This is a genomic window from Chryseomicrobium palamuruense (genome assembly GCF_042649045.1).
GTDB lineage: Bacteria > Bacillota > Bacilli > Bacillales_A > Planococcaceae > Chryseomicrobium > Chryseomicrobium palamuruense.
In genome coordinates, this window is sequence record NZ_JBHSEF010000009.1 from 279,103 (window position 1) to 304,608 (window position 25,506).

Consider the following 25,506-nt stretch of genomic DNA (forward strand, 5'->3'; position numbering starts at 1 on the left):
TTCTAGGACCAATTTTTTTACTGTTCAATAGAAAAGGAGGGGGAAGAGATGGAGGGACAATGGGTGTCTCAACCAGTGGCCTCCATTGTGCGCGTTCGATTACACGAAAAAAGCTGATTGAGTAAGTTTTCAATCAGCTTCTTGCTAACGGGTTAAAAAGGGAAAAGATGGAGAATCTACTCGCTATCTTCCTCGTCCTCTGTTTCATCTACCTCTTGTTCTACTTCTTCACCTGTATCGTTTACATCTTCTTCGATTTCTTGTTCAGTTCCATCGTCGATGTTGTCCTGATCGACACCGTCACCACAGGCTGCAAGTAATCCTACCGATAAGAATGCTGCTGCTCCGACTTTGTACCATTTTTGACCGGCTTTTACTTTTTCCATTGTGTTGTCCTCCTTGATTCACATTGCTGTGAATACGATTCGATTTTTTAACTGTTTTCTTGTGACTTATATAAAAAAATACCCATCACTCTTATAGATAAAACACAAAGTAATAAAAATAGGGCAAAACACATAGGAAAAAAACAAGAGGTCTGACATCATACGATGAAATGGTGTATACTAGGAAAGGTTTGATTCATTTTAGAAAGTAGGATTTACATGACAAAAACAAAACAGCACGGATTGCTGCTCTTTATACTCGGAATTATCTTCTTGTCGCTTACGCTTCGTTCGCCATTAACTGCGGTCGGACCGGTCACGGAATTTATTCAAAACGGACTAAACATGTCCACTACACTCGTCGGTTTGCTGACAACGATTCCGCTTCTGGCGTTCGCAGTGGTTTCTCCATTTGCACCGAAAGTAGCGAGACGCCTTGGTACAGAAGCGACACTTTTATGGTCGATTATCTTGCTCGTTGCGGGGATTGCTATGCGTTCAGGTGGTTCTGTGCCGTTATTGATTTTAGGAACAGCTATCATTGGGGTAGCGATCGCATTCGGAAATGTATTGCTTCCTTCCATCATTAAAGATCGTTTCCCATTACACGTGGGATTACTTACAGCTGTGTTCTCGGTCGTTATGAACTTATCTGCAGCACTTGGTGCAGGGATTGCCTATCCGGTGGCAGAAACGTCCTTTGGCTGGCAGGGTTCCCTTGGCCTCTGGGCATTCCTTGGTGTTTTAGCTGTCGTCATTTGGTTACCTCAGCTTAAATACCGTAAAACAGAACCAGTAGACGCAGCTGCTGAAGTCGTAGAGAATCCATCGATTCTCAAATCACCTGTGACGTGGAGTGTTACATTGATGATGGCGCTTCAGTCGTTGATTTTCTATACAACGGCAGCATGGCTACCTGCTATGCTCATTGAAAAGGGAATGAACCCAGACTCAGCTGGCTACATGTTATCCTTTATGCAATTTGCTCAGCTTCCGATGACGTTTATCGCGCCAATTTTAGCTGCGAAAATGGTCAATCAACGCCCACTCGTCTGGTTCTTTAGTGTGTTGTATATCGTTGGATTTACAGGGTTACTATTTGATCCAAATGGTGCGCTCACCATCCTTTGGATGATTCTGATCGGATTTGCAGGAGGTACGTCATTTGCTTTAACGATGATGATGTTCTCACTACGTACAAAAACAGCGATGGATGCTGCAGAGTTATCCGGTGTCGCACAGTCAATCGGTTATTTGCTTGCAGCAGTTGGTCCTGTCCTCTTTGCAGTCGTCAAAGAGACGACGGGTAGTTGGTATATGTCAACCATCCTTTTTATCGTCACATGTATCTTGTTACTTGTCGTTGCGCTACATGCAGCAGGTAACCGATTTGTAAGAGAATAGAAAAACGCGGTTCCGGACTCAAGTCTAGAACCGCGTTTTTTAGTTATCCTTCTTTTCTTCAGTTTTTTCAAGATGGGCTTGATTTATTTTTTATCTCTTTGTATAGAAGTTGTGTAAGAAAATAACACCGAATACGGCGGAAGTGGAAGCAAGCCAAATGTGTTGAAAGAAGATGCCTGTGAAGAACGCAACAAGGGAGATGGCTCCCATAAGGGCATGAACAGCCCGGTCGAGAAAGACATGTTGCACACGAACTTTTTCAACGGTTGTTGTTTCGATCAGTTTACGCAAACGAGCAGGTTCATCCAAAAGGGAGTACGCCTTTTGTAGAGGGATCGAACCTTTTCGAACCCACGATAGAATGCGTTCTTCTGAATTCACTTCCTCTGAACGGGATGCTTTTTGACGTGTCCATTCTAAAATGCGAGGTTTTCCAAGCGCAAGTAAATCAACATTTGGATCCAGCGCATGTAAGACACCGACAAAGGTCGTGAGCGCTCTGCCAAAGAAAGCAAACTCTGCAGGAAGTTGAACAGGTTGCGTCCGTACGATGTGCCGGATATCCGTTAAGAGACGCTCTACGATAAAGCTGTCCATTTTCGAGAGTTCATTCGTTTCATACGCATGGATCATTCGCCGAATCGTATCCGCAAGTAGCGGACGATCTGCATTCGGCAGTAAGAAATTAAGCTCTTCTAGAGCGTCCAGGACCTGGTCGTCATTTTCGAGAAGAATCCCTTGAGTCGCTTTGATAATGGAACGAGTCTGAGCGGGTGTGATGGAACCGACCATTCCGAAATCAAGAAGGACAATCGTTCCGTCTTCTTGAATCATCATATTGCCCGCGTGCGGATCTGCATGGAATTCACCACTTCGCAGCACTTGCTCCATAAATAACAAGAAGAGTTTTTCGGTCACTTTTGTCGGGTCAATGTGATGTTTCTCCATGAACGATAGATTCGTGATCCGAGCCCCTTCAATCCACTCCATGACTAAAACGCGACGCGTCGAGTATTCTTCAAAGTAGATGGGAAAACAGATGCCTTCTAAATCTTGAAAGCGCTGATGAAAGGATCGTCCGTGACGCAACTCTTGAAGGAAATCAAGTTCAGGAAGCAGGGTACTCTCCATTTCTCTATACAGTAAATCAAAATCAATTTGTTTGGTAAATGTGGTAAATCGCTTGGCGAGCCAAATGACGACACGCATCGCTTTGAAATCATAACGAATGATTTGTTCAATGCCGGGACGCTGAATCTTCACGGCTACTTCTCGTCCGTCTAAAAGAGTGGCTTTGTATACTTCCCCAATCGAAGCAGAAGCGATTGACTCTTTAGAGATCCACTGGACAGTATGGTCAAGTGGACCATTCCATTCTTCTTTCAGAACGTCCATGGCACGTTCTCGATCGACGGGTGGTACACGGTCAGTAAGTCCTTCAAGTTCTTCGATAAAGGACTGAGGAAGGACGTCCGCCCGTGCTGAGAGAAACTGACCTACTTTTATCATCAGCCCACCTAGATACAATGCAGTTTCTTTGTATTCGATGGCTTGCTTCACAATCAAGCGTTCCCATTTCGCATGGACAGAAGGCGTGAAGCGGCCACGGTATTTTCTTTGAAAGAAGTAAACTTGTAGAAAGAACTTGATCGACATCCAAACGATTCGGTACATACGATACCAGGCTACATTTTTCACTTCACATCGCTCCTTGTAGCTCTCATTATAGTGGTCTTAGGAGGTGACGTCCAAGAACTCCTCTAGAAAAGAAAAATCAGCCTGACCGGTTGGAAGTCAGGCTGATGGAAAACACATATAATTGGTTGAGCACCAGTATCCTTAAGACCTATTAAAAATCTTTTTTATCGTCATCTAAACGATGATCTTCAGGTGAATCATTATACGGGTGCAGGTCATTTGTTTCCGGAAGGTTAAAGCCGGTATCTTGTGGTACATCTTGTGCGAGTGTTTCATCTGCATGAGCAGTTGTCCCGTGCATGAAGCGTTCTTCTTCTTGGGCAGCTTTCATGTCATCTTTCGCATTTTCTTTCAGTTCTTCTTTTTTCTGCTCATAGTTCTCTTTGTCTACTTCCGCTTCGTCAATGGATTTTTCCATGCGGTCTAAATAACGAGACGCATGGTCTTTTCCACCAAGACCGAAGGCCAAACCAAATGCGAGTGCAACTCCGCCTAAAATTAAGATGAAGGCAGACTGGATGATACCAGGCGCAATTCCCAGCTGGCTAAGAGCCATAAAGAATGCAAAACCAAGAATCGCATATTTAGCAACGAGTCGTAAGAAGTGAGGAGATCCAGAAGCATCCTTCATTAAACTACCTACAAGTTTTTCGGCAAGGTTCGCTAACCAGAAACCTACTGCGAGAATGACAAGTGCAGCTACAACCATTGGAAGGTAAGCAAATACGGCGCTACCTAGAGATACCATAAAGTCGAGATTGACAAGTTGTAGAGCTTCTATGACGAACAGTAAGACGATTAATACTTGAACAATGGTTCCTATAATAGAAGCGATATCAAAGTTCTTTGAATTCGTGCGGTTAAGGCCTAATTTTGATGCTAAGTTATTGATGCCAAAACCATTTAACAGGTTTATTACAAAGTCTTTGACGAATTTGGCTACGTAAATTCCAACAATCACTAAGATGATAGCGATGATAATCTTTGGAATCATGGCCATGATGTCATTCAACATCGCAATGGCTGGGCCTGAGATGCCATCAAGATCTAGAATTTCTAGAGCTGTGATAGTGATAGGGATTAAGATGAGGACAAACGCAATCAAACCAGCGATTTTAGATAAGCTAGTATTTGATGTCGTTGTGTCATTTTTTAGATTCATTTTTTCTGTAAAGCGATCAATTCCGACAGAGTGTAAGAATTTTTCTACTAAGTTGCGAACAAGTTTTGCAATGAAGTATCCAATTGCGAATACGATCGCTGCAGATACGAGTTTAGGAATGAAATTGATAAAGCTAGAAAGCATATCTTCGAAAGGTCCGCTTAATCCGTCAATTCCTAATGCATTCAATACAGCTGGAAGGAAAAGTAGGAAGATTAAGTAGTAAGCAACATTTGCTACTGTATCCGTCCACTTTATTTTTTTATCGTCAGAGGCAGCCATACCTGTCTTCTGTCCAATTTTCTTAAAATCGACTTTGTTGCCGAGCATTTGAATTCCTCTTTTAACGAGTGTTGCAAGTGCCCAAGCAACAAGTAAAATCAGACCAGCTTTTAAGATATTTAAGAACGCGGCTGTTAACGTATCATACATATTCGCAAATGGAGCGGCAAATGTATGAAGGTTCAAAATATTAAAGAAGAGTACAAAAGCAAGGAGCATAAGAATTACAAATACAACCTTACTAATAATCTTTTCGACCGACCATTTTGATTTTGTGTTACCAAGTCTCTCATTCAAATTTAGTTTGCGAAGTCCCTTATACACAAGTTTCTCCACAAATTTAGCTACGAAGTAACCAATTAAAAGTACAAGTAGTGCAAGTAGCAGATCGGGTAAAAATGATAACATGTCTCTTACATAAAACTCATTGGCCAATAAAATCTCCTCCTATTCAATTAAATAGTTTAGGTATTACTCACTTTGCCAAGCTATTCTATTTAATACCCATCCGATATTGTCATAAACCACCTGAACCGTATGAACTATTTTTGAAATGCGATGTTTGAAAGGCGCAAATGTTGGAAAAACTGTATTGTGTAACGCAATAACCACAATTTAACTATTTGATAAGGGAGAGGACAGTATGGATAACATTCAAAACAAAGTTCAAAACGAAATGGAAAAAGTGTCTCCAGAGAAAAAGGAGCAGATCTTACAAAACTTCGAAACATTCAAATCCTATTTAGGCGATAAAGTGGCTTTAGGAGAAAAAATGGGCTTAGGTGAAGAGCAGCTTGCGAAGACTGCGGAGGTAGTTGCTGGATACCTAGCTAAAAAAGAAGAACCACGTAACTCAGAAGAGAACTTATTACAACAGCTGTGGGAATCTGGAGATAAAGAACAACAACATGCACTTGCTCACATGTTAGTGAATATGGTGCGTAAATAAGGAGGAGTCTTCTATGAAGAACGATCCAAAAAAAGACCAGACGAAAGAAAAACAAGATGTGAAAGGTCGAATCATGGACAATCCAGAAGTGATGAAAACCGATCAGGAGAGTATCTATGATATGCATGACGATATGCAAACCGTCGATTCGATTCCAATGGAAGATTTGAATCAAGAAGTAAAAGAGGAAAAAGATCATACAAGAACAAAAGATTCATCTTCGAGCGAGGAACGTTATCCAGAATAAAAAGAGGGCTGCCACTTCAAGTGGCAGCCCTCTTATTATTTTGTTTTCTCAATAACCGCTAAAGCTTGTATAACAGATCCATAGGTGTGGAAGTCCGAGAAATCAATGTTTCCTTGAACGATAGCCATCGTAATGTTCGGACGCATTCCTGTAAAGTACAGATTAATGCCAAGCAGCTGTAAAACATTGTGAAGCGTAAAGATATGCTGTGCTATTTCTGAGTCGATTGTTAGAATTCCTGAGAAGTCGATAATCAAGTGATCCGTTCCCATTTTAGGGATTTTAGGGATGACATAATTTAAAATATACTCCATACGCTCATAATCGACAATTCCAATAAAGGGAAGAATGGCGACCCCTTCCTGTACGGGAACAATCGGAGCTGAAAGTTCATTGATTTGCTTTTGACGCTCTTTTAATTTTTGTGCTTGATGTTTCTCGAAGGATTTAATGGTATGCACCATTGCGACATCCAATAAGTAATTAAAGCGGTTCATAATTCGAACGATGCGTTCTGCATCGATTCCCATATCTATGGCGATTTGAGAAATATGGGTGGAATAAATTAACCGATTTTTTGCCAAGGGCTCAATCGATTGTGAAAATTGTTCCATATTTTGAGACGTCGTTTCCCCTTGCTTTTCTGCCCATTCCAGAAGTTCTTTCGCAGCTTCCTCGTCCGTTGCAGGGAAGGAACGAGCCATCATACGAAGAAACTCCACATTTTGCTGTTTGGCAAGATTTAATTGTTCCTCTGTTAACTCAAACTTGATATTGGTTTTTACCTCTTCAATTACTTGATCGATTACTTTTTCTGCATTCTCTAATAGATAGTCGCTGACACGTAAAATCTGTTCCATGTGATCCTCCTAAATCATAAAATCAACAGAAGCCGCAAGTGTTTCTTCTGTGATGTCATAATGTGATTGATGCCATTTTGCTTGACGGTGCATGACTAAAATTGCTTGTGGAGATTGATGTTGAACGTTCAAGTCATTTGCAATTTCAAGCGAGATTGGACGATGCTCAATGACTTTTACAAAATAGATAGGGAGTTCAGTTTTAAAGGATTGAACATTGGTATGTGCAAATGAAGAGATAGGACATGTTGTACTATGTTTAAAGACAAAAAAAGGTTGCTTTTCTGATAACTCTAACAGTTCCTTCCAATGCTCATGAGATGTAATCTCTTGTAACTTAGCCATTTGAATCATCCTTTCCTGATTTCCTGTGTTTTCAGTTTACCACAAAGTATTTGGGGAAAGATAAGAGAAAGCTAAGAGAGGATGAGATGAAATGAATAAAACAACAAAATGGACAGCAGGACTTACTTTAACAGCAGCCATGGTGTTAGCGGGATGTAACGAGACACAGGATAATACGGTAGAAACGGAACCGAGCGAATCGTCTCCAGTGGAAAATAGTGAACTTGTCACACCGAATGATTATGGGTTTACAAAATTCGATTTGTCGATTGATACAGCAGATGAAAATGATGTCATCGATGTAGATTATGAGGCAGGAAGATCTGGTATGGAAATCGAGTATACCAATAAGATGGAAGACATCCGATTGGGTGGAGACGAAGCGGGAACTCAATTGGATCCAATTTTAACCGATTTAGGATTAACGCCAGATATGACAAAAGAGGATGCGATCAATAAAGTAGCGCAAGCTTTTGGTGTCATGGATTACACCGACTTTGAATTAGAAGTGGAATTTGAGGACGGCCAAGAAGTGGAATGGAACGACAAAAAATAAGCAAATAAAAAAGCCCAGTGGGCTTTTTTTATTTGCCGAACAAACCGTCTGTAACGCCTTTACCAGGTTGTCCTTGATGGCGCATGGATTCCGGCGTTTCTTGACCAATTGTATCCGCATCATTTTTCTGTCCACGCATTGACGTATTTGTGAATGACTCCACTTGTTTCGCCAATTTATCGCGTGAATCTTTATTCCTCATTAAATATGCTGCTCCTAGTCCAAGTGCCGTAAATAGTGCTGTATTTGATAGTTTTGCCATTTTCTATCGCCTCTTCCACTCGTATTTTTTACTATCTTATATTTTCCCTTCTGAATTGGAAATAAACATATCATTTCGATAACAAAAATGACATTTTCAAGAGCGTGTTTATCCATAGTGCAGGAGAGGAATGGAAGGATTAAGTCAAACTTTTAGTAAGAGGAAACGAAGGAGGAAATACAAATGGAAAATAATCGTCATGTAGAAGTTGCTTGGTCACAGGAAGAGTTAAATCAAAAAATCGAAACATTACGTGCACAAGGATATAATGAGTCCGACATCCACGTCGTGGCCCGAGATCCGGAACGTTTTCAATTGGACTCTACGGATGCTCATGTAGATACACATGAAGCGGGATCTTTCTGGGATCGTTTTAAATCATTCTTTACAGGTGAAGATGCGACGACAGAAAGTTTAGGCCGTTTGAATCTAGAACAACATGAACAGGAAATGTACGCAACTGACCTTACAAATGGCGGTGCTATCCTTTATGTAGAGGGAGTAACGCGCTCAGATGACTATGAAACGTTTGGTGAAACAGGGAATTCGTATGAATCCTATCACGGAGAAACAACAAATGGATCTGTTGGTACAGAATTTGTGAATCAACGCTTCAATCAAAATGAGACACCACTAGGTGAGCATACTCCGGAAGAAAACCGGGAATTGTTTTCAAGTGCACATAACTCATACAAAGAGGATGAAATTGTACAAGACGATGCGTTTGAAATCAAACCTCAATTGACATCCGCGGAAAAGACGACTTCGTTTGAGACGGCGCAACCACGTTTTGAATCTGATACCGCTTCTTTCACTTCAGATGAAACAACGGAATCACGCATGGAAGTTGGTTATGAGGAACAACAAGCGTACGGTGCAGAATCTCCTGGTGCTGACCCAAATCTAGGGCCAGCCGCATTCGGTAACCTTGAACCTGCGATGGAAGATGAGGGGCGAGAGCCTAATGCTATCGAAGACAGTTTAGCAAATCATGAACATGAAGACCGTGTCGAAGAAATTGAAAATCGACGTTCAGAAAACCACATGCAACATCGTGATAAGTATTAAGTAATCGACCCGCTATGGCGGGTTTTTTTCTAGACACTATAATACCTATAAGGGTATAGTTGAGTGGAGGTGAAGAATATGAAAAAATGGTGGATGATGATGGGTATAGCTTTAGTATTTCTTGGAGCTTGCAATGGTGGGGAAGAGGCCTATCAAACAATTGAGATAAGTGAAATCGAATCCTATCAAGAGGAAGGATACATTGTTGTAGACGTGCGTGAGAAAAGTGAATACGAAGCTGGTCATATCCCAGGTGCGATGAACAAACCTCTGTCTGAGATTTCGAATGGCAACCTAGATAGTTTAGATCCATCTCAACCCTATGTTATCGTTTGCCAGTCCGGAAATCGCTCCAAACAAGCGAGTGATAGTTTAGTTGAAGCGGATTACAACATTGTGAATGTCAAACAAGGCATGTCGAGCTGGACGGGGTCTGTTGAATAAGTTTCGGGTAGAGGAAACTTTATAGAATTTCAAAAGACGAGTTTCTAAGTAAACTGTAATAACAAGAGCAGCGCCCCGTGACGGAGAAAAATGTCATGGGGCGCTGCTTTTGCTTTACTATTCTTTGATTTATAAAATACGTCTAGAAAATATTCACTCATAGTGGTGGAATGACGAACTCAACTGCTTATTTTAGAATGAAAAATTAATTTTACCGTCATCGCTCAGCTGAAGAGCAGCGGAGAACGTTTTCCCTTGTTTCGATGTGAAACCTTTCAGCTTTCCGGTTTTGCGCTTTGTACATAAAGTTTCAATCACTGCAGGAGACAATTTCTTTCCAGCTAGGCGAAGAGGGAACGTTTGCGTGCAGCCATTCTTATAATTCGAGCAGCCATAGAATGATTTTTTTAAGACGATCGTGCCTTCCTTACAGTGTGGGCATGGAATCTTTCCGGTACTTTGTTCTTTCTCAGGAAGAGATGCAAATGTTTTCCCTTCAAGTGTCTGAGGTACGGTCTCAATCGTCTTTTGTATAAATGCTTCAATTTGCTGGAGGAACTGTTCTTCCTTAGCTTCTCCGCGACCGATCTTTTGGAGATAGCTTTCCCATTTGGCCGTCATGGCGGGACTTGCGAGTAATGTTCCATTAACAGACTGACATAAAATACGGCCTTTTTCCGTAATGGCTACTTCGTTTTTGGTCACTTCGATATACGCTTGTTTTTTAAGTGTCTCGATGATGCCGCTTCGCGTGGCTTCTGTACCCAAACCTTCAATTTCCTTTAATAGAGCCGCGTCTTCTTCGTCTTCCACGAGTTTTCCACATGTCTTCATCACTTGAATCAATTGTCCTTCGGTATACGGTTTCGGAGGTTTCGTTACACCTTCTTCAATATGGACTTTTGCTTCCACAGGCATTCCGGCTGTTACTTGAGGGAGCCAATCTTCTTTTTCTTTTTGAGGAAACAGTTGCTTCCATCCTATGTCGAGAGGAACGGTTCCTTTCGTAAAGAAAGAAATGCCATTCACATCTGTGACGATGGTGGTTTCCCGATACAAATAAGGTCGGTGAAACATTCCCAGTGTCGTGCGAACAATTTCATCATAGAGATTTTTCTCCAGCCCCGTTAGTCCAGCAACGGTCTTTTCTGTCGGCAATTTCCGTGTAGGAACAATCGCATAGTGTTCTTGAACTTTCGAAGAATCTACAAACCGTTTTGATGGAGCTGTATTTAATGGAAAGTCCACTTGCACACGTTTCTGTAGTTCTGGAGCCAACTCTTTAATATAGGCAAACTCAGAGGGTGTGATATGGCGCGTATCGGTTCTTGGATACGTGATCAATTTCTTTTCATAGAGCGACTGCGCAGCCTTTAAAACAGCGGAAGGACTGGCCTTCCACTTCCGGTTGGCCGTCATTTGAAGACTGGATAGGGCATGTAACTGCGGAGGTGGTATTCGTTTTTCCTTTTCCTCAACTTCTGCCACTGTTCCGGGAACAGCAACGTTTTCCTGTAAAGTTGCTTTTGCAAGCAGCTCCTCTAGTTTTTTCCGATCACTCGTCTTTTCTTTTGCTTTTCCTTTGTACTCGGTTTCTCCGGTTCGGAAAATGCCTTCGAGTTCATAGAAAGGTTCCGGTTTGAAATTCTCCATTTCCAATGCACGCTGGTAAATAAGAAATAGTGTTGGAGATTGCACGCGTCCTATGGAAAAAACAGAAGCAATTCCTTTCTTTTTCAACAAGATGGTATAGATGCGTGAGGCATTCATCCCAACAAGCCAGTCGCTTTTTTGGCGAGTACGTGCTTCTTCATATAACAAGAGGTCACGGTCATTGGGCTGTAATTCCTGAAACCCTTTTCGGACTTCGGAGACTTCAAGCGAGTTGATCCATAGTCGCTTGATCAGTTTATTTTTCACACCAGCGACAGCTAAGATGGAATAGAATATATTCGAACCTTCTCTGTCGATATCGCAGGCATTAATTAAATAACTCGCTTCTTTCATTAAGCGTTTTACAATAGCGAATTGCTCGTATTTTCCTTTTGCTACTTTATAATGAAACTCTTTAGGGAGAATAGGTAAAGAGGATAGGGTCCAACGCGTCCACTTGCTGTCGTATTCTTTTGGTTCACGCAGTTCAACAAGGTGGCCAATGCCCCAAGTCAATGTGGCACCTTCAGGAAAAATCGGATCTGGAAGAATGTCAATGTAGCCTTTTTGTTTTTTTGTTTTGAATGCATCCGCATAGGCTTTGGCTTGGCTAGGTTTTTCTGCAACAATTACCGGTTTCATAAGTGAGGTTTCCTTTCGAAGTGAAATGGGCGGGGATAGAACATATGTTCATAGTATACGGGTTCGCTGACATGAACGCAAAGAAAAGCCACATGTCTTCTTTCGACAGGCGGCTCTCGGTCTTGGGCAATTGCCCCTCTATTTATTTACGATGAGAATCAGCTTTCCATTATCAAGCTCTTCCTCAGCTGTTTCGGCTTCTGCTTCGGTTAATCCGGCAGCATGCATATCGCTTCGAAGCTGATCTCCTCGTTTACTAAACGCATTTTTCATAGATTTAAAAAACCCTTGCTCACTCATTCCGACTTTTTCAGTATCAAGAACGTCTGCAATATGACCTTCTCTGTCTTTTGAGTGGGCGAATAAGTACATTTCATCTCTTGAGTGTCCCTGTGCCTCTAGTTCTTCAACTTTTTGCTTCGCTTGTACAGCATTTTCTAATGTGTATTTGATAGCCATATGTTGAATCCCTCCAATGAATATGTGTCTATTTAGTATTTACCCGCTTATTTATTTGCTAAACCAAATAACTTTTCAAAAGAGGAGTTTTCAGATTAAACTGATAGAAAGAATGGAGGATGAACAAATGACATTTTCAATTGTTGGCTTTGATGAGAAGACGGGAGAACTGGGCGTGGCCGTGGCTTCAAAATTTTTAGCGGTAGGTGCAGTTGTGCCATTTGCAAAAGCAGGAGTCGGAGCGATTGCTACACAATCGTTAGCGAATCTTTCCTATGGAGTACAAGGGCTTGAGCTGTTAGAAAAAGGACATACACCTAAAGAAGTGATGGAGAAATTAACGTCGGGTGATGAAGGTCACGCATGGAGACAAGTGGGTATAGTAGATGCGACTGGGCAAAGTGCTACATATACGGGTGATGACTGCTATAGCTGGGCGGGAGGCGCCGCTGGAAAAAATTACGCGGCACAAGGAAACATTCTCGTAAGTCAGCAAGTAGTGGAACAGATGGAAGCTACATTTGAACAAACGGAAGGAACACTTGCCGAGCGCTTGCTTGCCGCTCTGATGGCTGGTGATTCTGCGGGGGGAGATAGTCGAGGACGACAGTCTGCTGCTCTTCTTGTTGTCAAGGAAGGCGGAAGTTATGGTGGGTACACCGATCGCTATATCGACTTACGGGTAGATGATCATGAAGACCCTGTGCAAGAAGTAGGGAGACTATTAAGACTTCGTAATTTATATTTTGAAAAGACAAAAGCAGAAGACGTACTCGAGTTATCTGAAGATCAAGTGACGCGTGCGGGCAACTATTTGTATACACTTGGATATGTGAAAGATGAAAAGTCTTCGAAAGAAGATATTATCGAAGCGCTTCAAACGTATCAACATACTGAAAACTTTGATGAACGTGTACAAGAAAAAGGGAAGATTGATCGTCTTGTTTTTGAGTTTCTGGAAGAACAGGCGCGTACGTTTACACAATAAAACATCCGGGTAAACAGTAGCATTGCTCACAGCAATGAAGAAAGGATGTTATATATGGTGAAGCCACTTATTGGTATATCAGCAGAAATGTCAAAAAATCAAGATCACTTTTGGTTACCGTTTGTCTACGTACAAACTGTATTAAAATATGGCGGACTGCCTTTAATGATCCCTGTCATGGGAGATGAAAATTTAGATGAGTTATCACTTCGCTTGGACGGATTGTTTATCACAGGTGGCGAAGATATTGACCCTTCCTATTACGGAGAAAATCCACATTTGAAGCTTGGGAAGATTGCTCCTGAAATCGATCAGATGGAATCTGAGCTAGTCAAACGAATGTTGGAACTCGACAAGCCGTATATCGGTGTATGCCGGGGGCTTCATATGTTAAATGTTGTTCAAGGCGGATCAATGTATCAAGACATTCATGCTCAACGGGAAGAAGAGTCCTATCTGCATCTTCAGCAAGGACCTCGTACGTATCGCTCACACGAAGTGGAACTAGAGCCGGATTCGAAAATCGGGAAACTAATTGGACTAGAAAAGTTCCGAGTAAACTCTTTCCATCATCAAGCCTGTAATGAAATCGGACGAGACTTAGAAGTTGTAGCTCGCGCTACGGATGGAATTATTGAAGCAATGGAAAGTAAGACGCATTCCTTTGCGTTTGGTTTCCAGTGGCATCCGGAAGAATTTGCAATGGATGGTGACGAACATTCTGGAAACCTTTTCGATGCCTTCATTAAACAAGCAGTTAAACGTCGAAATGAAATTGACGATTCGAAGAAACGAGACCGACAATAACACCAACCAACTGCATCTCCTTGAGAGGTGCAGTTTTTTTGCAAGGTGAAGGGTTTCAAGAAGTTTGTGATAGTGAGAGGGATCTAGGTAAGTGGCGTACTAAAAATCAGTCTTTTGAATGAGAGTATATCCGAAGCAATTGCATGGACGTTCTAGTATGATAAGAAAGGAGCGAATACTTACATTAAGGAAGTGACACATATGGATGCAGTATCTCAATTTAAACAAGCACTGGGAAATTATCCAACAGGAGTAACGGTTGTTACTGCCAATGATCCACAAGGGAATCCGATTGGAATGACTGTGAACTCATTCGCATCGGTCTCTATCGATCCACTATTGATCTTATGGTCGATTGACAGGAATGCGTACCATTTTGATGCATTTACACAAGCAAAGACATTTAACGTCAACATATTAGCAGCAGATCAAAGCGATGTTTGTATGCTTTTCGCTAGCCGTGTAGAAGATCGTTTTGGCAAATGTGAATGGCACAACGGAACAAATGGCGTTGCCGTGTTGAAAAATGTGGCTTCTCAACTCGAGTGCAACGTGTACAATACTGTCGACGCAGGCGATCATATCATTTTAATTGGTGAAGTGACGAGCATCGTCAATGAAGAGAAGGAACCTCTTCTTTACCACAAACGCCTCTTCGGAAAAATTCCAGATGCGTTTTACCAACAATCATAAGTGATAGGATACAAACAACCCATGATGCACCTGCGTCATGGGTTTTGATGTGTCTTGATGGCCCTTATAACTCCAGCCCGTTCGGCTTTTTCCATTTTCGTCGTCGCTTCCGCCACAGAACAATTAAATAGATCAATAATGCTACGACAGCAACACCTACTAATGAAAATTGTTCAATGGATGCTTCGAGAATTCCTTCCGATACTAAGGCAAGAAGTAGAAAGAAAATGAAGTTTCCGAGTGCCGTTGCCAAAATGAAGGGCAGAAAGCGAACGTGACTTAAGCCCGCTGCCAAGTTTACCAGGCTTGTCGGGATGAAGGGGATGATTCGTGCTTGAAACACATAGATAAAGCCATTGTCATTTAACGAATGGAGAATTGGCTTTGGAATTTTCCGCGCAACGAGATCATCGAACAGATAGCGGACTCCATAGAAAATGAAAGCGGAAGATAGAATGCTCGCCAACCAGCTCCATAAAAAGCCTGGAATGAGACCAAAAATCAAAACATTAATTGAAATGACCAAAAGTAAAGGGAAAATAGTAAACGTGTGCTGAATCAACATAATTAAAAAGGTTAATAATAAGGTTGTCGGTAGGTTTCTAGCTAAATAGCTTTGCGCTTTCTCCGTCTCGCCATTAAATAGATAGGAAAACAGGTCGAAGTGCAAATAAAGTAGCCATGTGATGAGTAGTAAAGCAGGGAGAGTAATTACCAATTTTTTCATAGCGCACCTCAGGTCTTCTATTCTTTCCATCATAGCATGCTTTTTTGAAAGAATTAGGAAATATGTATCGTTTTTCGAAAAGTTCGTCAATTTGTCGAAATCGGGTGGTAAAATGAAATCAAAAAACCGAGGTGACCCATGAAACGAAAAATCACTTGGATGGCCGCCATCCTACTAGCATTCAGCTTATTTGGCGAACATTCACAAGCAGAAGCATCTACAGATTATACACATATCCGAAATGCAGCGAATAGTATTTTGTCGGATTCACGCTTTCAACGATCCAATACATCTGTCACGATTCGGAAGGCAAGTACAGGAGAGATTGTGTACTTCTTTCATCCGGATAAAGCTGTAACGCCTGCGTCAACAATGAAATTGATGACAGGAGCGAGCGCCCTTGGCTTACTAGGTGAAGATCACCGTTTTACGACATCCATGTGGACAAATGGGAAGAAAGTATCGAAAACGTTGCACGGCAATTTGTATTTAAAGGGTCAAGGAGATCCGACACTACTCAAAGCAGATTTAACGAACTTTGCAAAACAACTGAAAGCTCAAGGCATCGTTCGCATCAACGGAAGCATCGTTGGTGACGATACGTGGTTTGATTCGCAACGAACAACCGGTGCTATTCAAAAAGAAGATGAGCCGTATTATTATGCCGCTCAAATTTCCGGGTTAACCATTTCCCCAAGTACAGATTACGATGCCGGGTCGATGATCGTTAGTGCGTCACCGGGTGCTGTCGGTGGACGAGCGAAAGTGTCTCTTGAACCTATGACAAGTGTGGTGAGTGTGAGTAATCAAACGAAGACGGTACCTAGAGGATACGCGAATACGGTGAAAATTACACGTAAGTCGGGTACAAACACCATTGTAATTACCGGAAATATTCCGGTAGGTGCAGGAACGAAAAAAGAATGGATCTCGGTTTCCAATCCAACTGCCTATACATTAGATGTCTTCAAACGAGCATTGCTTGCGGAAGGCATTCATTTTGCTCCAGGACAAGGGAAGGTTGTAACAGGTAGTGTCCCAACGTTTGCGACACCTCTAGCAGAGAAGAAATCGCAGACATTGAAGCAGTTGTTACCGGTCTATATGAAACTAAGCAACAATACGATCGCGGAGACGCTCGTTAAAGAAATGGGCCAGAAAGTAAATGGAGAAGGAAGCTGGTCAGCAGGTATCGAAGCCATGCGTACATATGGTACATCGATTGGATTGGATATGAGCCAGTGGCGTTTCGAGGACGGTTCTGGGTTATCCTATAGCAACCGACTGACCTCCCGACAAGTGAGTGAACTTCTCTACGCAGTCCGTCAAGAGTCATGGTCAAACACCTTTGTTCACTCTCTTCCGGTCGGTGGTGTAAACAATCGCATTACCGGTGGAACGCTCCGCTACCGTTTAGACACAACGGCGACACGTGGAATCACGAAAGCGAAGACGGGAAGTTTACGAAATACGAAGGCACTCGCGGGCTATACGAAAACAGCCGACGGGGAAGAACTGATTTTCACGATTCTTACGGATCGTAACCCAACGAACATGATTCCACTGATCGACCGTTTGGTCATCTCCATATCAAATGCAAAACGCAAATAAATAATCACTGCATGTTCTTCTATTCTCACAGAAGGACATGTAGTTTTTTTTATAGGAGCTGAAACAGAAGTTTTCCAAAAATAAGCAGGAATCGAGTCGGTCTTGTCGAATAGTATATTGTAAGCGTTTTCAAACATCTTGAAAAGAGGGATACAATGAAACTAGCACACTTTATCGGCGGAGAATGGATGGACGGAGCGTCGCACAAAGACGTTCTGAATCCAGCAACAGGAGAAGTACTTGCAGAAGTACCAATGGCAGATGCAGATGTGGTCGCTCAAGCAGTTGAACAGGCGAAAGCTGCGCAAAAACAATGGGCAAAAGTACCAGCACCGAAGCGCGCCCAGTACTTGTATGCCATCGGACGACTGATGGAAGAACGCAAAGAACACCTCTCGCAGGTACTGACGAAAGAAATGGGTAAAGTGATCGAAGAAGGGCGTGGCGAGGTCCAAGAAGGAATCGACATGGCCTATTATATGGCAGGCGAAGGGCGCCGATTATTTGGTGAAACCACGCCTTCTGAGCTTGCAGATAAATTTGCGATGAGCGTTCGCGCGCCAATTGGTGTCGTTGGACTGATCACGCCGTGGAACTTTCCGGTAGCTATAGCTACGTGGAAGTCATTCCCGGCACTTGTTGCAGGAAACACATTCTTATGGAAGCCAGCAACAGAAACGCCAATGATGGCGTACGAAATGGCAAAAATCTTTGAAGAAGTGGGACTTCCAAAAGGCGTTGCCAACGTCGTATTTGGTTCCGGGTCTGATGTTGGAACCGCAATGATTGAGCATCCGGATGTGAAAGTAATTTCGTTCACCGGGTCAACGGATACAGGAAGCAAAGTAGCGGAACTAGGTGGCCGCCACTTGAAAAAAGTATCGCTTGAAATGGGTGGGAAGAACGCGGTCATTGTTATGGATGACGCGAACCTTGACCTAGCAGTGGACGGGATTCTATGGAGTGCTTTCGGAACAGCGGGACAACGTTGTACGGCATGTAGTCGTGTGATTGTGCATAAAGATGTCAAGAAGCAGCTCGAGGACCGTTTGCTTGAGAAGATGAAGCATCTGACAATTGGAGACGGAACGGATGAGTCGGTGAAAATAGGGCCGGTCATCAATGCGGGTGCTTTAGAAAAAATTCATAGCTATGTCGAAATTGGAAAACAAGATGGTGCGAAACTTCTGGCGGGCGGAGAAGTACTTAAAGATGGAAATCTTTCGAAAGGTCACTACTATGCACCAACCCTCTTTACAGATGTCCCTTGGGATTCCCGTATTGCGCAAGAAGAAATCTTCGGACCGGTCGTATCCATCATTGAAGTGGCATCTCTAGATGAGGCGATTGAAGTGAACAATAGTGTGAAGTACGGGTTGTCGAGCTCCATCTTCTCACAAGACGTGAACACTATTTTCAAAGCACAGCGAGATCTAGATACAGGAATTGTTTACGTCAATGCAGGAACGACAGGAGCAGAAATTCACTTGCCATTTGGCGGTACGAAGGGGACAGGAAATGGTCACCGAGATTCCGGGGTAGCTGCACTCGACGTCTACACAGAATGGAAGAGCATTTATGTCGACTTCAGTGGTAAGCTGCAGCGCGCGCAGATCGACACAGAGTAAGCCAGAACAAATGGGAGAAATCACAACAAGGGGGCTAATCATATGATCGTAGGCGTACTTGGTGCCGGTTTGATGGGGAAAGAAGCGGCAACGGATTTAGTCAAAGGACCCAATGTAGAGAAAGTCATTATTGGAGATTTAGATGTCGGGCAAACGGAGATGTTTCAGCAAAAGCTACAAAATCCGAAACTGGAAGTCCGCCATCTGAATGCAAAGGATGACGACTCGTTAAAATCACTTATTCAAGATTGCGATGTAATTGTCAACGCGCTGTATTATTCATTTAACCAACGCGTGGCGGAACTCGCGATTGAACTCGGCGTGCATGCTGTCGACCTAGGTGGTCATATCGGTGGTGCGACCGACTACATTTTAAAACTCGATGAAAAAGCCAAAGAAGCTGGGGTGACGATGATTCCGGATCTAGGGGTGGCTCCGGGAATGATCAATATCTTGGCTGGGCATGGTGCAAAGAAACTGGATAAGGTCAGCTCGATCAAATTGTATGTCGGTGGGATTCCGGTCGAACCAGAAGGTATCTTCAAGTACAATCTCGTGTTTTCGCTCGACGGTGTATTTGATCACTACACTGACAAATCTCACGTCATTCGAAATGGGGAATTTCAAGAAGTCGATTCTCTGTCGGAGATTGAACCGATTCATTTCGATGGGTTTGACGAGCTGGAAGCTTTCCATACGGCTGGTGGGACCTCGACACTCGGGCATACATTTGCAGGTATCGATACGCTAGAATACAAAACGATCCGCTACAAAGGTCATGCTGAGAAGTTCAAGCTACTTGTAGATTTGGGCTTGACGAATAAAGAGACAACAGTGAATGCAGATGGTCATATTGTTTCTGTACGGGATGTACTTCGGGAAGTGTTAACGCCAAAGCTTCGGTTAGGCGACAAGAAAGATGCTGTTTTACTGCGTGTCATTGTAGAAGGATTTGAGAGAGAGGACCAGAAGAGTTATCTTTATGAGCTTGTGACGACAAAAGACGAGCTATCTGGTACTACAGCCATGGCACGGGCGACAGCGAATACGATTTCCGTCGTTGCTCAAATGATCGGAAATGAAACAATCACGTCTCGTGGCGTTCATCCACCGGAACTTATTGTGCCTGGTGAACTGTACATTCGAGAAATGGCAGCGCGTGGCGTAGAAATTAAAGAGTACGTTAAAACTGACCAGATGTAAGGGGAGCCCTGCAGCGGCATTGTCGTTTGCGGGGTTTTGTCGTTTACTGTCTATTTCCCGGGAAATAAAACGAAAAATAATTTTGGATATGCTGTAACTTTCTTCCGGAACTTCTGTCTAATGCATTAGAAAACCTAGAAGAAAGAGGGAAAGACAATGAAAAAGTGGAGAATGCCCTTATTTGCTACATTGTTAGTCGCTGCATTAGTCGGAGGATTTTATTGGGTAAGTGACTGGACAGGTGCAACGGTTCAAGCGAACCCAGAAATGACTGTAGTCACGAAAGAAGATGAGCTTCGCGATTACTTTGAACGGGTTAAGAAAGCGCAACGAGAATTCAATCTTGGTTTCGGTATGGTGTTGGAAGAAGCTGAATCAGAAGACTCTTCAGCAGCTGATAGTGCGAAGTCTTCGAACAGCGGGACAGGTGGCGGAGAATCGGACGTGTCTTCTACAAATAACCAAGTAGAAGGCGTCGATGAAGCCGATACCGTTAAGTTGAACGAAGACTATCTCTTCACAGTATCCAATCAAGAAGTGGTCATTTTCGATATTCAAAATCCGGAAGCGATGAAAGAGACGGGGCGCATTACGTTCGGTGGCGATCGGTATCCACATCAATTGTTCCTAACCAACGAGTATTTAATCGTCATGAATCAAAACTATATACACACGGTTCAACCGAAAGTGAGTGGTTCAGCGGAAGATGCGATGTGGATGCCAAGTGATGGAATGGCGATGGCGAGCATCTATTCTCTTGAAGACCCAGCCAATCCGACGCTAGTTCGTGAAATTGGTTCAGAAGGCTACTTGTCACATGCGCGGTTAACCGATAACACGGTTTATTTCATTTCCAATTTATACGATCGCATGTGGGCGTTTCAAGAAAATGAAGACATTGAGTTGCGTCCATTCAGCTATGATTCAGAGGAAGGAGAAAAGTCGTCGGTAGTTGATTATGAAGATATCACGATTTTGCCGGACACGCTTGAAGGGAGCTATACCATGATTTCTGCGCTCTCGCTCGATGATTTAGAGTCTGCGCAGCTAACCATGAAAGGGTACTTAGGTAGTAGTGAACAGCTCTATATGTCGACTGAATCGCTGTATCTCACGACAACCATTTATGAGAGTTCCGAAACAACTGAATCTGACGGAATCATGGACCGGATCATGATCTGGAATCCAGGGGTTCGCGATACAGAAGTGTTTAAGTTTTCAATCGATAAAACGTCAATCACGTATGTCGCCTCCCACCGCTTAGAGGGCCATCTATTAAATCAGTTCTCGATGGATGAGTACAATGGTCACTTTAGGGTGGTGACCACAGAAGGCGATGCGTGGAATGAAAAGCAGCTTTCAGAGAACCATTTATTTATCTTAGATGCGAACATGAATCGTGTTGGAGAAATCAAAGGACTGGCGAAAGATGAGCGCATCTACTCGGCTCGTTTTATGGGCGACAAAGCGTACATGGTAACTTTTAAAGAAACCGATCCCCTGTTTGTCTTTGACGTCGCAGATCCAAAAAATCCAAAGGTACTTGGCGAACTGAAGATCCCAGGCTTTAGCAACTACTTACATCCGGTCGGAGAGAATCATTTACTCGGCATCGGGTACGATACCGAAATGGTGACGTTCCCAGGGATGAAAGAGCCAAGCGTTGTCACGGGCGGGATGAAACTTTCACTTTTCGATGTGAGTGACTTTGCGAATCCGAAAGAACAAGATACAGAAATCATCGGTGGGCAGGGTACGTATTCCCCAGTGCACTATGATCACAAGGCCCTCATGATCCACCAGGAGAAAAACTATTACGGATTCCCTGTAACGGTCTATACGGGTAAGGCGGGCCAAGAGCTAACGTTTGAAGGCGAAGGCGCGATGATTTATAAAGTCACCCCGGAAGAGGGCATTACGAGGGCTGCTTCTCTCATGAATGAGAAAGTGGAAGGACAGCAATACGAAGAGTGGGAAAAACTCGTCCAGCGTCTTGTCTATGTGGATGACACCCTCTATACGGTTGCGATGAATCAAATCGAAAGCTACGACTTCACAACGTTCGAGAAAAAACAGACGCTGACTTATTAAGGATTACTAGCCCTACTACAGATGGGTTTTTAATAAAAGATGAGGTAAAGAAATACGGTTTGATTGTGCAGAAAGAAAAGCACGATCAGACCGTATTTCTATGTGGTCTTTGTGGATGACATACAATACATCTAATTTTGCCTGTAATCTCTCACTATACCTTCAAAAAATTCAATTTTCCCTACAATACAGACGACTTCCCCCACAATCAAAGGTTTTATTCAAAGTAGAACAGCTTCCCCCCCTGGTCACGCCAACCAAAAAGGATTCCAACAGAATTAGACATTGCCAAGCCCTCGCGAAGTTCGATAGACTAAGGGGAAGGGAGGCATGACATGTCCAATTATGAAATTACCGTAGAATGCTGCTTGTTGGCGGGACGCTTGATGATTGAAGGTGGGGCGGAGACATACCGGGCGGAAGATACGATGGAACGAATGGCACGGTCTCAGCACTTGATTGGTTCACAAAGCTTTGTCATGCCGACGGGAATCATGTTTAGCGGAAATAATAATGCCCCTACACGACTGATGCGTGTCAACAACCGTGTGACCGACTTAGAAAAAATAGCCATGGTCAATGCGGTATCTCGAAAACTCGCGAATCAGCAAATGACCATTGAAGAAGCCTACGACGAACTTCGCAGAATCGAGACCGAGCACAAAACCTTTCCATTTTGGCTGCAGATCATCTGTGCGGGTATCACCTCCGGGGCATTTCTATTGCTCCTAGGCTTCGACAGTCTAGACTTACCGGCAGCGATGGCCATAGGTGCACTCGGTTACGTGATTGCCACACTTGTGGAAAAACAGACACGCGTGAAGTTTTTTGCGGAATTTTTCGCCGCACTTGTTATCGGAATCGCTGCGTATTTTACTATCTATTCTGGATTTGGCAAGAATCTCGATGGGCTCATCATCGGATCGGTCATTCCGCTCGTTCCCGGCTTGCTCATCACCAATGCCGTGCGGGACTTGATGGCCGGCCATTTCGTGTCCGGGTTATCAAAAGGTGCCGAAGCGTTTCTCACAGCTTTTGCTATTGGAGCAGGCGTAGCACTCGTCTTGTCATTTTAAGGAGGGCCTATGGATATTGTGTATCAACTCTTACTTAGTTTTTTAGCGGCTGTAGCCTTTGGCGTCCTGTTTAATGCACCTCGACGAATGTTGATACATTGCGGGATAGTTGGTGCCGTAGGATGGTTGGCTTTTGTATCCGCCCGGTCTCAACTCGAAGATCAAGTGGTGGCCACATTTATCGGTGCATTTACCGTTGCGATGTTGTCACACGTCTTTGCCCGACGCCGGAAGATGCCGATGATCTTGTTCAGTGTCTCAGGAATCATTGTACTTGTGCCGGGTTCCTCTGCCTACAATGCGATGCGACATGTCGTCGAACAAGATTACCTCATGGCAATCGAACTGGGAACACGGGCATTGTTGATTTCCGGTGCTATTGCGATGGGACTTGTGTTTGCGGAAATCATCATGCAGATTTATTTAAAAACGTACAGCAAAGTCTTCGGGGCGAGAAAACGAAAAGGACTTGTCGACGTTGAAGACACACGGCAATTATAAAAACCAAGCGCAACCGGGCGCTTGGTTTTCTCACTATCTATTCATGTGCAAGGAAACGTTCTAATTCTCCTTTTTTCAGCGGCATCGACATGTGGAATCCTTGGAGTCCGTCACAGCCAATTGTTTGAAGTTGTTTCGCTTGTTGTTCGCTTTCAATTCCTTCAGCAATCACTTTAATTTGTAGAGAGTGTCCAAGTGACACCATCCCTTTGATCAAACGCAGTACTTTGTCATTACCAGACATCATTTGAATAAATGAGCGGTCGATTTTCAAACTCTCAATCGGGAGAATTTGTAGATATCGGAGAGAGGCATACCCTGTCCCGAAATCGTCGAGAACGAACCGGACGCCTTCTCGTTGGAGCGCATGCATCTGTTCAATGATTCTCTTCTCCGCTTCCGCTTCGAGTGCGAATTTTTCTGTAATCTCGATTTGCAGACGGTTGGCCGGACATCCTGTCTGTTTTAGGAGCTGCATGATGACACGGACCATGTTTTTATCATGGAATTCGCGCACGGATAGGTTGACGTTCACTTTAATGTCATATCCTTTTTGGTGCCACTCCGCAGCCTGAAGGCAACTCTTTTCTAACACGAATGCGCCGATATCATTGATGAGACCTGTCTGTTCAGCAATCGGGATGAGTTCTTCGGGGGACACACTCCCAAGGACATCACTTTCCCAACGGACAAGAGCCTCAAAACAGCTGACTTGTTTGGATGCACTATCAAAAATAGGCAAATAGACGACTTCTAAGTTTTGCTGATCAAGAGCTACGAGCAATTCTTTTTCAATTTCCACACGTCGGGAAAGTTTCGAATGCGCGTCTTTCGGTAGTGTGGTAATCAAGTTTCCACCTTGTTGGCGGACACGTTGAAGGGAATTATGGGCCGCCTCAATGATATGATGAATCGTCTTTTGGTCATCGGGGTAACGGGTCATGCTTCCACTTACCGTGAGTGCGACAGCTTTACGTTCAATATAGATCGGATTGGACTTTAAGAAATCGCTAAAGCCTTGGATGTACCAGTCACTAAGCGGGGTAAGAACCGCAAATTCATTGCGTCCCAAGCGGCCGATAATCGAATCCGGAAAATATTTCTTTAGCAAGTTAGTGAATTCGTGAAGTAAGGTTTCTTCGTGTTGTTCATTCATCAGTTCTTTTAACGTATAGAATTTATCGATGGATAATAGAACGTACGTAAATTCAATGCGTCTTGTGATGTGCTCTTTCATCAGCTCTTCCATTCGGTAGCGGCTGAGAAGACCCGTTTCGATATCTGTGTAGGCAGCTTCTTCAAGCTTCGATTGCATCATTTTCTTGTCCGTAATCTCTTCTTCGATAAAATAGCAGTGTACTAGATGTTTGTTTTCATCGACGACGGGTACCGCAAGAAGTTGAACCCAGTACGAACCACCAGACTTCGTACACTTCTCAAGAGACCCTTGCCACACTTGCCCGCGCTCAAGGTGCATCATGATCTGGTGGGCTTTTTGACGAGAAGGCTCTTCATCAGGAAGCAATTGCCAGAGTGACTTTCCAAGCACGCGTTTCGGAGTCCATTCACTGCGTTCTAGAAATTTTTGATTGGTGGATAAAATCATTCCATTGTCATCCATTACATAGAACATAAAGCCTTGTTTTAATCCAGTTTGTACCTGTTCCCATTCGTCCATGATGGGGTGCAGCGGCAGAGTAGGTTCTAAATTCTCAACCGTATAGTTAGTTTGTGCCATACAAAGGACTCCTTTATACACGTTTT

25 protein-coding genes are annotated in these 25,506 nt (G+C 43.3%); 15 read left to right on the forward strand and 10 right to left on the reverse strand.

Features of this window, described 5'->3' with window-relative positions:
- Window positions 1–176 precede the first annotated feature (176 nt).
- Window positions 177–386 carry a hypothetical protein gene (locus ACFO0S_RS02900; protein ID WP_378139987.1) on the reverse strand — a complete coding sequence of 70 codons (210 nt, stop codon included), beginning with the start codon at window positions 384–386 and terminating at the stop codon, window positions 177–179.
- 219 nt (window positions 387–605) lie between these two features.
- Between ACFO0S_RS02900 and ACFO0S_RS02905 the strand changes: the two genes are divergently transcribed.
- Complete coding sequence (locus tag ACFO0S_RS02905; protein ID WP_378139989.1) at window positions 606–1,790, forward strand: CynX/NimT family MFS transporter; 1,185 nt, start codon at window positions 606–608, stop codon at window positions 1,788–1,790.
- Between the two features lie 90 nt (window positions 1,791–1,880).
- Here the strand turns inward: ACFO0S_RS02905 and ACFO0S_RS02910 are convergent, their stop codons facing one another.
- Both ACFO0S_RS02910 and ACFO0S_RS02915 read right to left on the reverse strand, forming a co-directional pair.
- Window positions 1,881–3,488 (reverse strand): ABC1 kinase family protein, encoded by a 1,608-nt coding sequence (locus ACFO0S_RS02910; protein ID WP_378139991.1) that lies wholly within the window; start codon window positions 3,486–3,488, stop codon window positions 1,881–1,883.
- A 151-nt stretch (window positions 3,489–3,639) separates the two neighbouring features.
- Window positions 3,640–5,367, reverse strand: coding sequence for a mechanosensitive ion channel (locus tag ACFO0S_RS02915; RefSeq protein ID WP_378139993.1), 1,728 nt, complete (start codon window positions 5,365–5,367; stop codon window positions 3,640–3,642).
- A gap of 208 nt (window positions 5,368–5,575) precedes the next feature.
- On the opposite strand from ACFO0S_RS02915, the gene ACFO0S_RS02920 reads away from it, so the two are divergent.
- The gene (locus ACFO0S_RS02920; protein ID WP_378139995.1) at window positions 5,576–5,881 is read left to right on the forward strand and encodes a DUF3243 domain-containing protein; all 306 of its coding nucleotides are present in this window, start codon (window positions 5,576–5,578) and stop codon (window positions 5,879–5,881) included.
- Window positions 5,882–5,894: 13 nt separating this feature from the next.
- The gene (locus tag ACFO0S_RS02925; protein ID WP_378139997.1) at window positions 5,895–6,128 is read left to right on the forward strand and encodes a hypothetical protein; all 234 of its coding nucleotides are present in this window, start codon (window positions 5,895–5,897) and stop codon (window positions 6,126–6,128) included.
- Window positions 6,129–6,163: 35 nt separating this feature from the next.
- Here ACFO0S_RS02925 and ACFO0S_RS02930 read toward each other — a convergent pair whose 3' ends face one another.
- Both ACFO0S_RS02930 and ytxJ read right to left on the reverse strand, forming a co-directional pair.
- Complete coding sequence (locus tag ACFO0S_RS02930; RefSeq protein ID WP_378139999.1) at window positions 6,164–6,988, reverse strand: STAS domain-containing protein; 825 nt, start codon at window positions 6,986–6,988, stop codon at window positions 6,164–6,166.
- 9 nt (window positions 6,989–6,997) lie between these two features.
- Window positions 6,998–7,333, reverse strand: a complete 336-nt coding sequence (gene ytxJ, locus ACFO0S_RS02935; protein ID WP_378140001.1) for a bacillithiol system redox-active protein YtxJ — start codon at window positions 7,331–7,333, stop codon at window positions 6,998–7,000.
- Window positions 7,334–7,424: 91 nt separating this feature from the next.
- Here ytxJ and ACFO0S_RS02940 point away from each other — a divergent pair, with 91 nt between their 5' ends.
- Window positions 7,425–7,889, forward strand: a complete 465-nt coding sequence (locus ACFO0S_RS02940; RefSeq protein WP_378140004.1) for a YusW family protein — start codon at window positions 7,425–7,427, stop codon at window positions 7,887–7,889.
- A 28-nt stretch (window positions 7,890–7,917) separates the two neighbouring features.
- Here the strand turns inward: ACFO0S_RS02940 and ACFO0S_RS02945 are convergent, their stop codons facing one another.
- Window positions 7,918–8,151 carry a hypothetical protein gene (locus tag ACFO0S_RS02945; RefSeq protein WP_378140006.1) on the reverse strand — a complete coding sequence of 78 codons (234 nt, stop codon included), beginning with the start codon at window positions 8,149–8,151 and terminating at the stop codon, window positions 7,918–7,920.
- A 183-nt stretch (window positions 8,152–8,334) separates the two neighbouring features.
- Between ACFO0S_RS02945 and ACFO0S_RS02950 the strand changes: the two genes are divergently transcribed.
- A complete protein-coding gene (locus ACFO0S_RS02950) occupies window positions 8,335–9,219 on the forward strand; it encodes a YflT domain-containing protein (protein WP_378140008.1) in 885 nt (294 codons plus the stop codon).
- Between the two features lie 78 nt (window positions 9,220–9,297).
- On the forward strand, window positions 9,298–9,663 hold the full coding sequence (locus ACFO0S_RS02955; RefSeq protein WP_378140010.1) for a rhodanese-like domain-containing protein: 366 nt from the start codon (window positions 9,298–9,300) through the stop codon (window positions 9,661–9,663).
- Between the two features lie 192 nt (window positions 9,664–9,855).
- On the opposite strand, the gene ACFO0S_RS02960 is transcribed toward ACFO0S_RS02955, so the two are convergent.
- Both ACFO0S_RS02960 and ACFO0S_RS02965 read right to left on the reverse strand, forming a co-directional pair.
- A complete protein-coding gene (locus ACFO0S_RS02960; RefSeq protein ID WP_378140012.1) occupies window positions 9,856–11,958 on the reverse strand; it encodes a type IA DNA topoisomerase in 2,103 nt (700 codons plus the stop codon).
- 138 nt (window positions 11,959–12,096) lie between these two features.
- Entirely contained in the window at window positions 12,097–12,417 is a 321-nt protein-coding gene (locus tag ACFO0S_RS02965) for a YflT domain-containing protein (RefSeq protein ID WP_378140014.1), read from the reverse strand.
- A gap of 127 nt (window positions 12,418–12,544) precedes the next feature.
- Here ACFO0S_RS02965 and ACFO0S_RS02970 point away from each other — a divergent pair, with 127 nt between their 5' ends.
- From ACFO0S_RS02970 to ACFO0S_RS02980, 3 genes are all read left to right on the forward strand, one after another.
- Complete coding sequence (locus ACFO0S_RS02970) at window positions 12,545–13,405, forward strand: DUF1028 domain-containing protein (protein ID WP_378140016.1); 861 nt, start codon at window positions 12,545–12,547, stop codon at window positions 13,403–13,405.
- Window positions 13,406–13,459: 54 nt separating this feature from the next.
- Window positions 13,460–14,212: a gamma-glutamyl-gamma-aminobutyrate hydrolase family protein gene (locus ACFO0S_RS02975; RefSeq protein ID WP_378140019.1), complete on the forward strand. Its 753-nt coding sequence runs from the start codon at window positions 13,460–13,462 to the stop codon at window positions 14,210–14,212.
- Between the two features lie 201 nt (window positions 14,213–14,413).
- Window positions 14,414–14,905: a flavin reductase family protein gene (locus ACFO0S_RS02980; protein ID WP_378140022.1), complete on the forward strand. Its 492-nt coding sequence runs from the start codon at window positions 14,414–14,416 to the stop codon at window positions 14,903–14,905.
- Window positions 14,906–14,969: 64 nt separating this feature from the next.
- Here the strand turns inward: ACFO0S_RS02980 and ACFO0S_RS02985 are convergent, their stop codons facing one another.
- A complete protein-coding gene (locus tag ACFO0S_RS02985; RefSeq protein WP_378140024.1) occupies window positions 14,970–15,632 on the reverse strand; it encodes a TVP38/TMEM64 family protein in 663 nt (220 codons plus the stop codon).
- A gap of 138 nt (window positions 15,633–15,770) precedes the next feature.
- Between ACFO0S_RS02985 and dacB the strand changes: the two genes are divergently transcribed.
- From dacB to ACFO0S_RS03015, 6 genes are all read left to right on the forward strand, one after another.
- A complete protein-coding gene (gene dacB, locus ACFO0S_RS02990; RefSeq protein WP_378140026.1) occupies window positions 15,771–17,243 on the forward strand; it encodes a D-alanyl-D-alanine carboxypeptidase/D-alanyl-D-alanine endopeptidase in 1,473 nt (490 codons plus the stop codon).
- A 155-nt stretch (window positions 17,244–17,398) separates the two neighbouring features.
- Window positions 17,399–18,871: an aldehyde dehydrogenase family protein gene (locus ACFO0S_RS02995; protein WP_378140028.1), complete on the forward strand. Its 1,473-nt coding sequence runs from the start codon at window positions 17,399–17,401 to the stop codon at window positions 18,869–18,871.
- 42 nt (window positions 18,872–18,913) lie between these two features.
- Complete coding sequence (locus ACFO0S_RS03000; protein WP_378140030.1) at window positions 18,914–20,074, forward strand: saccharopine dehydrogenase family protein; 1,161 nt, start codon at window positions 18,914–18,916, stop codon at window positions 20,072–20,074.
- Between the two features lie 156 nt (window positions 20,075–20,230).
- Complete coding sequence (locus tag ACFO0S_RS03005) at window positions 20,231–22,165, forward strand: beta-propeller domain-containing protein (RefSeq protein WP_378140032.1); 1,935 nt, start codon at window positions 20,231–20,233, stop codon at window positions 22,163–22,165.
- A 335-nt stretch (window positions 22,166–22,500) separates the two neighbouring features.
- The gene (locus ACFO0S_RS03010; protein ID WP_378140034.1) at window positions 22,501–23,241 is read left to right on the forward strand and encodes a threonine/serine exporter family protein; all 741 of its coding nucleotides are present in this window, start codon (window positions 22,501–22,503) and stop codon (window positions 23,239–23,241) included.
- Window positions 23,242–23,250: 9 nt separating this feature from the next.
- Window positions 23,251–23,742: a threonine/serine exporter family protein gene (locus ACFO0S_RS03015; protein ID WP_378140036.1), complete on the forward strand. Its 492-nt coding sequence runs from the start codon at window positions 23,251–23,253 to the stop codon at window positions 23,740–23,742.
- Between the two features lie 37 nt (window positions 23,743–23,779).
- Here the strand turns inward: ACFO0S_RS03015 and ACFO0S_RS03020 are convergent, their stop codons facing one another.
- Window positions 23,780–25,480, reverse strand: a complete 1,701-nt coding sequence (locus tag ACFO0S_RS03020; RefSeq protein ID WP_378140038.1) for a putative bifunctional diguanylate cyclase/phosphodiesterase — start codon at window positions 25,478–25,480, stop codon at window positions 23,780–23,782.
- Window positions 25,481–25,506: the final 26 nt, after the last annotated feature.

Excerpts from the sequence above, each read along its gene's own strand:
- ACFO0S_RS02900 (WP_378139987.1), bottom strand. The coding sequence starts at position 386 with ATGGAAAAAGTAAAAGCCGGTCAAAAATGGTACAAAGTCGGAGCAGCA.
- ACFO0S_RS02905 (WP_378139989.1), top strand. The coding sequence starts at position 606 with ATGACAAAAACAAAACAGCACGGATTGCTGCTCTTTATACTCGGAATT.
- ACFO0S_RS02920 (WP_378139995.1), top strand. The coding sequence starts at position 5,576 with ATGGATAACATTCAAAACAAAGTTCAAAACGAAATGGAAAAAGTGTCT.
- ACFO0S_RS02925 (WP_378139997.1), top strand. The coding sequence starts at position 5,895 with ATGAAGAACGATCCAAAAAAAGACCAGACGAAAGAAAAACAAGATGTG.
- ACFO0S_RS02930 (WP_378139999.1), bottom strand. The coding sequence starts at position 6,988 with ATGGAACAGATTTTACGTGTCAGCGACTATCTATTAGAGAATGCAGAA.
- ytxJ (WP_378140001.1), bottom strand. The coding sequence starts at position 7,333 with ATGGCTAAGTTACAAGAGATTACATCTCATGAGCATTGGAAGGAACTG.
- ACFO0S_RS02940 (WP_378140004.1), top strand. The coding sequence starts at position 7,425 with ATGAATAAAACAACAAAATGGACAGCAGGACTTACTTTAACAGCAGCC.
- ACFO0S_RS02945 (WP_378140006.1), bottom strand. The coding sequence starts at position 8,151 with ATGGCAAAACTATCAAATACAGCACTATTTACGGCACTTGGACTAGGA.
- ACFO0S_RS02950 (WP_378140008.1), top strand. The coding sequence starts at position 8,335 with ATGGAAAATAATCGTCATGTAGAAGTTGCTTGGTCACAGGAAGAGTTA.
- ACFO0S_RS02955 (WP_378140010.1), top strand. The coding sequence starts at position 9,298 with ATGAAAAAATGGTGGATGATGATGGGTATAGCTTTAGTATTTCTTGGA.
- ACFO0S_RS02960 (WP_378140012.1), bottom strand. The coding sequence starts at position 11,958 with ATGAAACCGGTAATTGTTGCAGAAAAACCTAGCCAAGCCAAAGCCTAT.
- ACFO0S_RS02965 (WP_378140014.1), bottom strand. The coding sequence starts at position 12,417 with ATGGCTATCAAATACACATTAGAAAATGCTGTACAAGCGAAGCAAAAA.
- ACFO0S_RS02970 (WP_378140016.1), top strand. The coding sequence starts at position 12,545 with ATGACATTTTCAATTGTTGGCTTTGATGAGAAGACGGGAGAACTGGGC.
- ACFO0S_RS02975 (WP_378140019.1), top strand. The coding sequence starts at position 13,460 with ATGGTGAAGCCACTTATTGGTATATCAGCAGAAATGTCAAAAAATCAA.
- ACFO0S_RS02980 (WP_378140022.1), top strand. The coding sequence starts at position 14,414 with ATGGATGCAGTATCTCAATTTAAACAAGCACTGGGAAATTATCCAACA.
- ACFO0S_RS02985 (WP_378140024.1), bottom strand. The coding sequence starts at position 15,632 with ATGAAAAAATTGGTAATTACTCTCCCTGCTTTACTACTCATCACATGG.
- dacB (WP_378140026.1), top strand. The coding sequence starts at position 15,771 with ATGAAACGAAAAATCACTTGGATGGCCGCCATCCTACTAGCATTCAGC.
- ACFO0S_RS02995 (WP_378140028.1), top strand. The coding sequence starts at position 17,399 with ATGAAACTAGCACACTTTATCGGCGGAGAATGGATGGACGGAGCGTCG.
- ACFO0S_RS03000 (WP_378140030.1), top strand. The coding sequence starts at position 18,914 with ATGATCGTAGGCGTACTTGGTGCCGGTTTGATGGGGAAAGAAGCGGCA.
- ACFO0S_RS03005 (WP_378140032.1), top strand. The coding sequence starts at position 20,231 with ATGAAAAAGTGGAGAATGCCCTTATTTGCTACATTGTTAGTCGCTGCA.
- ACFO0S_RS03010 (WP_378140034.1), top strand. The coding sequence starts at position 22,501 with ATGTCCAATTATGAAATTACCGTAGAATGCTGCTTGTTGGCGGGACGC.
- ACFO0S_RS03015 (WP_378140036.1), top strand. The coding sequence starts at position 23,251 with ATGGATATTGTGTATCAACTCTTACTTAGTTTTTTAGCGGCTGTAGCC.
- ACFO0S_RS03020 (WP_378140038.1), bottom strand. The coding sequence starts at position 25,480 with ATGGCACAAACTAACTATACGGTTGAGAATTTAGAACCTACTCTGCCG.